At 59.7% G+C, this 11085-nt stretch carries 12 protein-coding genes; 9 read left to right on the top strand and 3 right to left on the bottom strand.

Features of this window, described 5'->3' with window-relative positions:
* Window positions 1-855 precede the first annotated feature (855 nt).
* Window positions 856-1329, bottom strand: a complete 474-nt coding sequence (gene dfrA1 / locus MUW49_RS17185) for a trimethoprim-resistant dihydrofolate reductase DfrA1 (RefSeq protein WP_000777554.1) — start codon at window positions 1327-1329, stop codon at window positions 856-858.
* 156 nt (window positions 1330-1485) lie between these two features.
* Between dfrA1 and intI1 the strand changes: the two genes are divergently transcribed.
* The 8 genes from intI1 (at window position 1486) to MUW49_RS17145 (ending at window position 6068) form a co-directional block, all read left to right on the top strand.
* Window positions 1486-2499 carry a class 1 integron integrase IntI1 gene (gene intI1 / locus MUW49_RS17180; RefSeq protein WP_000845048.1) on the top strand — a complete coding sequence of 338 codons (1014 nt, stop codon included), beginning with the start codon at window positions 1486-1488 and terminating at the stop codon, window positions 2497-2499.
* 305 nt (window positions 2500-2804) lie between these two features.
* A complete protein-coding gene (locus MUW49_RS17175; RefSeq protein ID WP_001247892.1) occupies window positions 2805-3095 on the top strand; it encodes a nucleotidyltransferase in 291 nt (96 codons plus the stop codon).
* Window positions 3092-3478 carry a DUF86 domain-containing protein gene (locus MUW49_RS17170; RefSeq protein WP_113979171.1) on the top strand — a complete coding sequence of 129 codons (387 nt, stop codon included), beginning with the start codon at window positions 3092-3094 and terminating at the stop codon, window positions 3476-3478. The genes MUW49_RS17175 and MUW49_RS17170 overlap by 4 nt, the downstream gene beginning before the upstream one ends.
* A gap of 236 nt (window positions 3479-3714) precedes the next feature.
* Window positions 3715-4071 (top strand): cupin domain-containing protein, encoded by a 357-nt coding sequence (locus MUW49_RS17165; protein ID WP_003465043.1) that lies wholly within the window; start codon window positions 3715-3717, stop codon window positions 4069-4071.
* Window positions 4072-4325: 254 nt separating this feature from the next.
* Window positions 4326-4652, top strand: coding sequence for a hypothetical protein (locus MUW49_RS17160; RefSeq protein ID WP_003100858.1), 327 nt, complete (start codon window positions 4326-4328; stop codon window positions 4650-4652).
* Window positions 4649-5149 carry a hypothetical protein gene (locus tag MUW49_RS17155; protein ID WP_003100856.1) on the top strand — a complete coding sequence of 167 codons (501 nt, stop codon included), beginning with the start codon at window positions 4649-4651 and terminating at the stop codon, window positions 5147-5149. The genes MUW49_RS17160 and MUW49_RS17155 overlap by 4 nt, the downstream gene beginning before the upstream one ends.
* The gene (locus MUW49_RS17150) at window positions 5146-5517 is read left to right on the top strand and encodes a hypothetical protein (protein WP_003100853.1); all 372 of its coding nucleotides are present in this window, start codon (window positions 5146-5148) and stop codon (window positions 5515-5517) included. Before MUW49_RS17155 ends, MUW49_RS17150 begins: the two co-directional genes overlap by 4 nt.
* A complete protein-coding gene (locus tag MUW49_RS17145) occupies window positions 5511-6068 on the top strand; it encodes a recombinase family protein (protein WP_003100847.1) in 558 nt (185 codons plus the stop codon). The genes MUW49_RS17150 and MUW49_RS17145 overlap by 7 nt, the downstream gene beginning before the upstream one ends.
* Before the next feature lie 138 nt (window positions 6069-6206).
* Here the strand turns inward: MUW49_RS17145 and MUW49_RS17140 are convergent, their stop codons facing one another.
* Both MUW49_RS17140 and MUW49_RS17135 read right to left on the bottom strand, forming a co-directional pair.
* Window positions 6207-9275, bottom strand: coding sequence for an efflux RND transporter permease subunit (locus MUW49_RS17140; RefSeq protein ID WP_113979172.1), 3069 nt, complete (start codon window positions 9273-9275; stop codon window positions 6207-6209).
* The gene (locus MUW49_RS17135) at window positions 9276-10370 is read right to left on the bottom strand and encodes an efflux RND transporter periplasmic adaptor subunit (protein ID WP_010676151.1); all 1095 of its coding nucleotides are present in this window, start codon (window positions 10368-10370) and stop codon (window positions 9276-9278) included.
* 167 nt (window positions 10371-10537) lie between these two features.
* Here MUW49_RS17135 and MUW49_RS17130 point away from each other — a divergent pair.
* Window positions 10538-11085: IS1634 family transposase (locus MUW49_RS17130; protein WP_244813007.1), on the top strand; the 548-nt coding region annotated here is incomplete at its 3' end.

Here is an 11085-nt window from a genome sequence, read left to right as displayed (position 1 = left end):
AAGGCATGAATATTCATGCTTTTTTGAAACTGAACCTTGTTCTTGGCCATGATTAAACCCTCCAGAACAGGATACTTTAAGTATAGTCCTGAGGGGCTGAAGCATGGTGGTAATCAGGAAGTATAAACACTGATGCGTCAGCCCTGTTTCATGATATATCTCCCAATTTGTGTAGGGCTTATTATGCACGCTTAAAAATAATAAAAGCAGACTTGACCTGATAGTTTGGCTGTGAGCAATTATGTGCTTAGTGCATCTAACGCTTTTAGCAGGGGCGCGACGTCAGGAGCGTCCCTTGCCTAAACTTGTTAAGGCATTTGTGAACAAACGCCACCAGTATTTTGGTTTAGAACCAATGCATACTTCATACGAATACAGCCTATCTCGAATCAAGCAGGAACCATCCAAGATTGGCATAAAAGGTACATTCAACCTTTTCACTGCATCCCATTGGTGCACGTACTCGGTCTTGCAACTCGGACACTTTGGGTTTGCACCAGGAACAAACCTACCCCCGCAAGGGCAATCTGGAAGAGTTGCTGCTATTCGATCCAAGAGCTCTTGATTGATTTCATTTTCATACAGTAATGCATGGTCCTGCTCTCTATGGATTACATTCGAGCAAGTATCACAGAAAAAATGCGGGCAACTGTCGCTCATGCCGCTCGATTGCCAGGCAGGAGTTTCCTTCCCACACTTTGGGTTTGGGCATTTCATTCTTCCTATCCATGGTGCATTCGCTTCGTAATGTACGATTTTCATGTAGCCTTAACGCCTGGCACAGCGGATCGCAAACCTGGCGCGGCTTTTGGTACAAAAGGCGTGACAGGTTTGCGAATCCGTTGCTGCCACTTGTTAACCCTTTTGCCAGATTTGGTAACTATAATTTATGTTAGAGGCGAAGTCTTGGGTAAAAACTGGCCTAAAATTGCTGGGGATTTCAGGAAAGTAAACATCACCTTCCGGCTCGATGTCTATTGTAGATATATGTAGTGTATCTACTTGATCGATCAGGCTTTTGTATATCTCCCCACCACCTGAAACAATGACATGATCCGTTATTTTCTTTAGGTTGGTTAAAGCATCTTTAATTGATGGAAAGATCAATACGTTCTCATTGTCAGATGTAAAACTTGAACGTGTTACGACCGCATACTTTCGGTTGGGTAATGCTCCCATTGATTCAAAAGTCTTGCGTCCAACCAACAGCCATTGGTTATAGGTAATAGCTTTAAACAGGAGCTGTTCACCTTTGGCACTCCATGGAATATCAGGGCCATTCCCGATAACTCCATTCTTCGATATAGCTACCATTAGTGATAGTTTCACAATTCTTCCTCAGAGGTTAACTTTGTTTTAGGGCGACTGCCCTGCTGCGTAACATCGTTGCTGCTCCATAACATCAAACATCGACCCACGGCGTAACGCGCTTGCTGCTTGGATGCCCGAGGCATAGACTGTACAAAAAAACAGTCATAACAAGCCATGAAAACCGCCACTGCGCCGTTACCACCGCTGCGTTCGGTCAAGGTTCTGGACCAGTTGCGTGAGCGCATACGCTACTTGCATTACAGTTTACGAACCGAACAGGCTTATGTCCACTGGGTTCGTGCCTTCATCCGTTTCCACGGTGTGCGTCACCCGGCAACCTTGGGCAGCAGCGAAGTCGAGGCATTTCTGTCCTGGCTGGCGAACGAGCGCAAGGTTTCGGTCTCCACGCATCGTCAGGCATTGGCGGCCTTGCTGTTCTTCTACGGCAAGGTGCTGTGCACGGATCTGCCCTGGCTTCAGGAGATCGGAAGACCTCGGCCGTCGCGGCGCTTGCCGGTGGTGCTGACCCCGGATGAAGTGGTTCGCATCCTCGGTTTTCTGGAAGGCGAGCATCGTTTGTTCGCCCAGCTTCTGTATGGAACGGGCATGCGGATCAGTGAGGGTTTGCAACTGCGGGTCAAGGATCTGGATTTCGATCACGGCACGATCATCGTGCGGGAGGGCAAGGGCTCCAAGGATCGGGCCTTGATGTTACCCGAGAGCTTGGCACCCAGCCTGCGCGAGCAGCTGTCGCGTGCACGGGCATGGTGGCTGAAGGACCAGGCCGAGGGCCGCAGCGGCGTTGCGCTTCCCGACGCCCTTGAGCGGAAGTATCCGCGCGCCGGGCATTCCTGGCCGTGGTTCTGGGTTTTTGCGCAGCACACGCATTCGACCGATCCACGGAGCGGTGTCGTGCGTCGCCATCACATGTATGACCAGACCTTTCAGCGCGCCTTCAAACGTGCCGTAGAACAAGCAGGCATCACGAAGCCCGCCACACCGCACACCCTCCGCCACTCGTTCGCGACGGCCTTGCTCCGCAGCGGTTACGACATTCGAACCGTGCAGGATCTGCTCGGCCATTCCGACGTCTCTACGACGATGATTTACACGCATGTGCTGAAAGTTGGCGGTGCCGGAGTGCGCTCACCGCTTGATGCGCTGCCGCCCCTCACTAGTGAGAGGTAGGGCAGCGCAAGTCAATCCTGGCGGATTCACTACCCCTGCGCGAAGGCCATCGGTGCCGCATCGAACGGCCGGTTGCGGAAAGTCCTCCCTGCGTCCGCTGATGGCCGGCAGCAGCCCGTCGTTGCCTGATGGATCCAACCCCTCCGCTGCTATAGTGCAGTCGGCTTCTGACGTTCAGTGCAGCCGTCTTCTGAAAACGACAGCGCGGCACGGGAATCAAGGCATTGCGATTCTCGAAAATAGTTCTTGAAATTCTATTCTTGATTGCATATCATCTCAACGAGTTTCGATAAGAAAGGATGCGCATGCGACCGTCTGTTGTGCTTGACATGAAGCGAAGCGCAGTGCGTGAAGCGGTAGGCCGCTTTCGCGCCGCGAACCCGCGCGTCTTCGGCTCGGTGCTGCATGGCACCGACCGGGATGGCAGCGACCTCGACCTGTTGGTCGATGCGCTGCCCGGTGCCACGTTGTTGGACTTGGGCGATTTGGAAGAAGAACTGAAATCGCTGCTCGGCGTTGACGTCGATCTGCTGACTCCCGGCGACCTGCCGCCGAAGTTCCGGGCCAAGGTGCTCGCGGAGGCGCAACCGATATGAGCGAGAACCGCCTGCCCGATTACCTCGACCACATTCAGCAGGCCGCAACCGATGCGCGCAGCTTCGTGGAAGGGGTGGCCAAGGACGACTTCTTGGCCGACAAGCGCACCCAGCAGGCCGTCATCATGAGCCTGATCGTCATCGGCGAGGCGGCCACAAAGGTGATGGATGGCTACGTCGAGTTCACCCAGGCGCATGCCGACGTGCCGTGGCGCAGCATGCGCAATATGCGTAATCGCATGGCTCACGGCTATTTCGACATCAACCTCGATGTGGTGTGGGAGACGGTACAGGAATGGCTGCCGGCGTTGCTCCAGCAATTGCCCGCCGTGCGTCAGGATGCCGACGATGAAGACCGTAACGACAAAGGCATGGAGCCATGACCAATCAAGCCGCCGATGTTCGGCCCCTCTGGCGTGTTCGATCCCGCGACCTATGAGCCGCGCTCGGGCAAGACCTTCTGGATGGCCGCAACGGACGTGAGTTCGCTGGTGGGCAAGGAGGCAGCAGCCGACACGCTCATCGGCAACTGCACGACCGCACGACCAGCCTCCCGTTCAAATTCGAGTTAGAACTCATATCCAGCCTGTCTGGGGGCACTGTGAAAGAGGGATCTCCGATGACTGTTGAATCGAGAATATTTTCTGTAGCCGAGTATGTTCAGCCGTCCGAAGGCGAGCCTATTCGTTCCGTTGTGCTTGAAACCCGAGACTCAATTATCGTGGTTTGGCATGTCCATCCCGGGCAGGAAATTGCGGCTCACATTCATCCTCACGGCCAAGACACGTGGACTGTTTTGTCGGGAATGGCTGATTACTTTCAGGGCAATGGGATTGTTCGTGCCCTCAGGGAAGGTGAGATAGCCGTGGCAAGACCGGGCCAAGTGCACGGGGCGCGAAATACAGGTACCGAGCCATTTGTGTTCGTCTCGGTTGTGGCATCAGCCAATGCCGGTTTCGTATTGGCTGAGCGATAGAGCCCAATCTCTGGAGTTGGTCCAATGAGCGGTCGGGGAGATAGGTAACAGACATGCAGCGGACACGGCTGCTAAACCAGGTCGCAAACCTCCTTGCGTCGCAGCGTGCCGCAAGCGACGCGATCAATCGAATGGGGTCGGCATGAGACTGAACACCATCCAGTTCCCGACCGCGTAGCCGCCTGTCCTGCCGATCAGGTCTTGACCATCGACGCCTGGGATCAGTCCTGAATGTTCTTGGAGACCACTACGTTATGAGCCGCAGCCGCCGCAAAACACCCATCGTCGGGCACACGACCTGCGGCAGCGAGCGCGAGGACAAGAAGCTCTGGCATCAGCGCTGGCGCACCCGTGAGCGCACGGCGCTGACCAGCGCGTCGCCCGAAGCCCTGAGCGCCCATCTGCCCCTGCTGGAAAACCAGGCCAGCAGCGTCTGGTCGATGGGCAAGGATGGCCGCTCCTACTGGCCCGTCAAGCGCCAGGCCGCCACGGCGGATCGCATCGCCAATCACAAGGGACGCAACCCGCAAGAACGCGCCTCCCTGAAAAAGCGCCTGCTGCGCAAGTGGATGAGCAAATGAAGCTCTCCTTCCATCAGCACATTGCGCTGTTCTGGATGATCGGTGCTCCGGGCGTCTTCGCGCCCGTGATCGAGAACGCCAAGCGGCCCGATGCCGGCGCCGTCATGGCGTGGGGTGTCGCGATCGTGGCGGTGATGATCCTCTTCACCCCTTTGCTGCTGCGCTGTCCACCATTCCGGCGCTGGTATGGCCGGACGGATGCGCTGTCGGAGCGGCAGCGCCAGGCGCTTGCCGAGCGCGGCCTGCGCCGCTACTACCAGACCGCTTTCGATGACGGCTACGTGCCCCGCGTGATGCCCTACGTGTGGCGCATCATCTGGACGGTCGGCGGGTTGATGGCTGTGACCGCCGTACTGCCTACCAACACCGGACGGCCAGCCTTCGATGCCTTGGTGGTCTTCTCGACCTGGTATCCGATAGGCGTGATGCTGCTGGTTTTCGCGTCGAGGCCCCTTGGCCGGTTGATTCGCCAAAGAGCACAGGAGCGGCGGAAATGAGCACGTCAACCATCGAGGCGCTGGCCAGCGCCTGGGCAAGGATTGCCGAGGAAGCGGAATTCCCCGCTGACTACGAGGGGACTGCCACACCACAAGCGCATCGGGCTAGCGAAGCTATTCAGGAGCAGATTCGGGAGCGCATCGTCGCCACCAACGACATGCGGCTGTTCAGCCTGCTGCACCTGCTGGGTCAGGCGTCGCTGCGCATGGAGCAAGCGCTGTGGCCGGAGGATTACGAGCGGATGACGCGCGAGGTTGAGGAAGCCCTGCGGCAAGCCACCGACGCCAACGCCAGATCGTACACCCACGAAGAAGTGATGCAGGCGATGCAGGAACGCATCGACCGGGCGCGAGACAAGCCATGTTGATTGGCTATGCGCGCGTCTCGACGCAGGATCAGAACCTGGAGCTGCAACGCGAAGCCTTGAGCAAGGCCGGATGTAAAAAGGTCTTCGAGGACAAGGTGAGTGGCACGCGGGCAGACCGGCCTGGCTTGGCCAAGACGCTCGAAATGCTGCGCGAAGGCGATACTTTGGTCGTCTGGAAGCTCGACCGGCTGGGCCGGTCGGTCAAGCAACTGGTCGATCTGGTCGGCGATCTGCACAAGCACGGTGTCCAGTTCAGGAGCCTCACCGACTCCATCGACACCGGCACACCATCCGGGCGGTTCTTCTTCCACGTCATGGCGAGCCTTGCCGAAATGGAGCGCGAGCTGACCGTCGAGCGCACCCGCGCCGGGCTGGAAGTCGCCAAGCAGCTCGGCCGCAAAGGCGGCCGCAAGCCGAAGATGACCGACAGCAAGATCGAGTCGGCCAAGAAGCTGCTGGCCAGCGGGGTGCCGCCCAAGGACGTGGCCAAGAACCTCGGCGTGTCCATTCCGACGCTGTACCGCTGGGTGCCAGCCTCCACGCACGCTTAGCGTGCTTTATTTTCCGTTTTCTGAGACGACCCCTTTAGGCGCGCCCGCCAGATTTAGCAGGGAATAACAGCGGGTGGACAAGCTGCGCGTTGTCCACCCTACGCCACGTCACGCCAGCATAGGGTGGACAACCGCCCCTCAGACTTCTGCCTTGGTCTGCGCCTTGATCCCGTAGAACACGCAATAGAGCACCGGCAGCACCACCAGGGTGAGCAGGGTGGCGAAGCCCAGGCCGAACATGATCACCACCGCCATGCTCTGGAAGAAGGCGTCGGTCAACAGCGGGCTCATGCCCAGGATGGTGGTCAGGGCAGCCATGGATACCGGGCGTACGCGGCTGATGGAGGCCTCTTCCACGGCCTGCAGGGCGTCCTTGCCGCTGGCCAGCTGCAGCTGGATTTCATCCACCAGAACGATGCCGTTCTTCACCAGCATGCCGCTCAGGCTGAGCAGGCCGAGCAGGGCCATAAAGCCGAAGGGAATGCCGGTGAGCAGAAAGCCCAGGGTTACGCCGATCATCGCCAGGGGCACGGTCAGCCAGATCACGGTGGCGCGCTTGAACGAGTCGAACAGCAGGATGGTGATCATAAACATCACCAGATAGCCCAGAGGCAGACTGCCGAACACCGCGCCCTGGGCATTGCGCGAACTTTCGTATTCGCCGCCCCATTCCAGGTGATACCCCTCGGGCAGGGGGATGGCTTCGATCTCGGGCTTGATACGCTGGAGCAGCTGGGCTGCTGTTTCGCCGCTGAGCAGGGCTGGATCGGCCTGCACGGTGAGGGTGCGTTTGCGATCCAGACGCATGATCAGCGGGTCTTCCCACTCGGTGGAAAAGCCCTGCAGCACCTGCTCGATGGGCAGGTAGATGCCACGCACGCTGCTCCAGATCTGCAGGTCACTGAGGCTGTCGGCATTCAGCCGCTCGTTGTCCGGGGTGCGCGCGACAATCGGCAGCAGGCGGGTGCCGTCGCGGTACAGGCCCACGTTCATGCCGGAGAAGCTCATGCGCAACAGGTCATCCAGTGCACTCTTGTCCACCCCCAGTTCACGGGCGCGGGCCTCGGCAAATTGTGGACGAACCAGCTTGGTGCGCTCATGCCAGTCGTGCATCACTGCATTGGCTACCGGATCCTGGCGCATCAGGCGGCTGACTTCGCCACCCAGGCGGCGCAGTTCGTCGGGGTCGGGGCCGCTGAAGCGCGCCTCGATCTTGCTGTCGTTGCCGGGGCCGAGCATCAGCTGCTTGAACTTGGGTTTGACCTGCGGGTACTGCTCGGCCACGTATTGTTCGAGCTGATTGATCAGCGGTTCGATGCGTTCCAGGTTGTCGGTGCGTACCAGCAGCTGGGCGTAGTTGGGGTACTGCTTCTGCGGTGAGTAGGTGAGGATAAAACGCAGGGCGCCCTGACCGATTGTGCTGCTGACCGTGGTCACTCCTTCCTGCTCCAGTACATGCTGATCCAGTTCGGCCACCAGCTGCTCGGTGTAGCGGATATCAGTGCCCTGGGGTAGCCACAGGTCGATAAAGAACATCGGCGTATTGGACGGCGGAAAGAAGCTCTGGCGCACCTTGCCGAAGCCGGCAATGGCCACCACCAGCAGCACCACCAACACGCCCAGAGTGAGGCTACGGCGGTGCAGGGCGAAGTCGAGCAGGCGCCGGTAGCTGGTGAAGATCACCCCGCCGTAGGGGTCGCCCTGATCCTGGCCGGTCAGGGTCTGGTTATCGCGGAAGAACAGGCTGGCGAAGAACGGCGTCAGGGTGATGGCAGTCACCCAGCTGAGCAGCAGGGAGATCATCAGCACCTGGAACAGCGACAGGCAGAACTCGCCGGTGGAGTCGTCCGACAGGCCGATGGGGGCGAAGGCGATGATGGCGATCAGGGTGGCGCCGAGCAGCGGCAGGTTGGTCTGGCGGACAATGCCCCGCGCCGCCTCCAGGGTGCTCTGGCCGCGCTGACGGCCGACCAGAATGCCTTCGACGATAACGATGGCGTTGTCCACCAGCATGCCCAGGGCGATCACCAGGGCGCCGAGGGAAATGCGCTGCAGCTCGATGCCCAGCAGGCGCATAAAGATAAAGCTGCCGAGCACCGTCAGGGCCAGGATCAGGCCGATCAGCAGGCCGCTGCGCAGGCCCATAAAGATCAGCAGCACGACGATCACGATGGCCACCGAGGCGACGAAGTTGATCACGAAACCCTGCACCGAGGCCTGCACTTCGGCGGCCTGGTCGTAGAACACCTGCAACTGCATACCGGCCGGGCGCTGGGCGTCCAGTTCAGCCAGGCGCGCGTTGATCGTCGCGCCGACATCCACCACATTGACCTTGGGTGCGAAGGAAACGCCCAGGGTCAGGGCCGGCTGGCCGTTCATGCGGTAGAGGTTGCCCGGTGTTTCGCTAAAGCCGCGGCTGACCTGGGCGATATCGCCGAGAGTGACCTGCTGCGCGCTGCCCGGGTCGCTGATGATCAGACGCTCCAGCTCGCGCACATCCTGCAGCTCGCCAGTGGGGTGCAGGCGGATCGACTCGCTGCCGACCAGAATGCGCCCGGCGTTGGACACCACGTTCTGCTGGCTGAGCACCTGGGCCAGGCGCTGCGGGGCGATACCCAGGGTGCTCATCTTGCTGCGCGAGATTTCCACCTGCACCTGCTCCTGGCGGGCGCCGGCCAGGCTGACCTTGCCTACGCCAGGCAGCAACACCAGTTCACGGCGCAGGTAGTCGGCGAAATCGCGCAGTTCCTGGGCGCTGTAGCCCTCGCCGGTGAGCAGCAGGAAGAAGCCGAATACATCGCTGAAATCATCCCGCACCTGCGGCGGGTTGACCCCCGGTGGCAGGTTGGGCTGCAAGTCGTTGATCTTGCGCCGCAGTTCATCCCAGATCTGCGGGATCTGCTCGGCCTTGTATTGGCTGTGCAGTTCCAGGCTGATCTGCGACAGCCCGGCACTGGAGATGGAGGTGACCTTCTTGATCGAGGGCAGCTGCTGGATGGCGTTCTCCAGCGGGTAGCTGACCTCTTCTTCCACCTGCTGCGGCGAGGCGCCGGGATAGCTGGTGATGACCATGGCGTTCTTCAGGGTGAAGGACGGGTCTTCCAGGCGGCCGATTCCGAGAAAGGCCAGCAGCCCGCCGATGCCCAGCACCAGAGTGACCAGCCAGCTGGTGACGCGACGCTGGATAAAGTAGCCGGCGATATCCATTTACAGCCCTCGCTCGCGTACCCAGGGCCTTACCGCCTGGCCTTCCTCCAGCTCGGCGCCACCCACGGCAACGATCTGCTCGCCGGGTTCGATGCCGCTGAGTACTTCGATGCTGTTGCGGCTCAGCTGGCCCACCTCGACCTGGCGGGCCGTCAGACGTAGCACGCCGTCCTGCTCGCGAGCCACCCACACCTGCTTGACCTCGGGGCCGCTGTCGTCCGGACTGAACACCGCCTCCACCGGCACCAGCAGGCGGCTACCCAGGTCACGGCTGACCTGGGCCAAGTCAACCTTGACCGTGGCACTCATCCCCGGTAACAGGTTGAGACCCTCGGGACGCGGCATGGACAGGGTCACCTGATAGGTCAGGGTCTTGGGATCAGGCTGGGTGCTGTGCTCCTTATAGACCGCCTCGAATTCGCGGCCGGGCAGGCTGTCGAGAATCACGCTGGGGTGATAGTCGCGGTTCTCTTCACGGCTGCGCAGGTTGGTCAGCAGGTTTTCCGGCATCTGAAACAGCACATCCAGCTGATTGCCGCTCTGCAGGGTGACCACGGGCTGCTTGGCCTGCACCACCTGGAAGTTGTCCACATGGGTGCTGGCCACCACTGCGTCGAAGGGCGCGAGAATGCTGGTGTATTCCAGCTCCTGACGGGCCAGGCTGAGCGCTGCGCTGGCCGAATCCAGGGTGGCCTTGCGCTGGTCATACTCAGCGCGGGAGATCATCTGCCGCTCCAGCAACTGGGCAATACGCTTGAACTGGGCGTTGGCCAAGTCATAGCTGGCCTGGCGATCACGCAGGCGCAGGCGCTGGTCGGCGTCATCCAGGCTGGCAATCAGCTGACCGCGTTTCACCGGCTGTCCCTGCAGCACGTTGAGGGTCTTCAGCTGGCCGCCGATACGGAACGACAGCTCGGCCTCCTCGGTGGCCTTCAGGCGCGCGGGGAATTCGCGCAGGCGCGCCCCGGCCGGATCTTCCACGGTAAAGAGTTTGACCAGGCGCGGGGCCTGTTCTTGGGGGGCTGGAGCCTGATCGCAGGCACTTAGCAACAGGGCGGCCGGCAGGCACAGAAAAAGCAGGGGACGAAGGTTCAAGGCGGCTATCCCTAATCTGGCGAGATCAATAAAAAGGCAGCCCGTTACGGGCCTGTGGCCGAGAGTTTAGGCGTTAATCCGTCATTCCGCACCTGATTTTCCCTTTTTCGCGGCTTGACGGCGATCGGCTGTTTTGATCTATTACTGCTTTTTGGAGGTCGCTCATCATGCCCGCTCCCCGCATCGCCATCCGTAACCTTGATCACCTCGGCCTGGTCGCCGGCCTGTGCCAAGAGCTCGATATCGCCCGCATGATCGATGCGGTGCTGCCCAAAAACCAATCCTTCAAAGTCTCTCATGGTCAGGCGTTGGTGGCCATGATCATCAATGGCTTAGGCTTCCATAGCAGCACCTTGCACATGTTCCCGCGGTTCTTCGCCAACAAGCCGGTCGAGCGATTGATCGGCCCCGGGCTCTGCGCCGATGACCTTAATGATGATGTGCTCGGGCGCTGTCTGGATGCGCTGTTTGCGGCCGATGTGTCGACGCTTTATCAGGTGATGGCCGAGCAAGTGGTCGCCAAGCTGGGGCTCAAGCCCACGGCGGTGCATCTTGATATCACCAGCTTTCACGTCGATGGCGCCTATGACTGTGCCGATGGGGATCTGGTCGGTAAGCTGCAACTGGTGCGTGGTTATAGTCGTGATCACCGGCCAGAGCTGAATCAAGTGATCCTTGAGCTCATCTGTGAAAATCAGGCCGGCCTACCTGTCTA

The sequence above is a fragment of the Aeromonas sp. LsrichE-8G genome (assembly GCF_022869435.1).
Lineage (GTDB): Bacteria > Pseudomonadota > Gammaproteobacteria > Enterobacterales > Aeromonadaceae > Aeromonas > Aeromonas caviae.
This window is presented reverse-complemented; position numbering and strand designations above follow the sequence as displayed.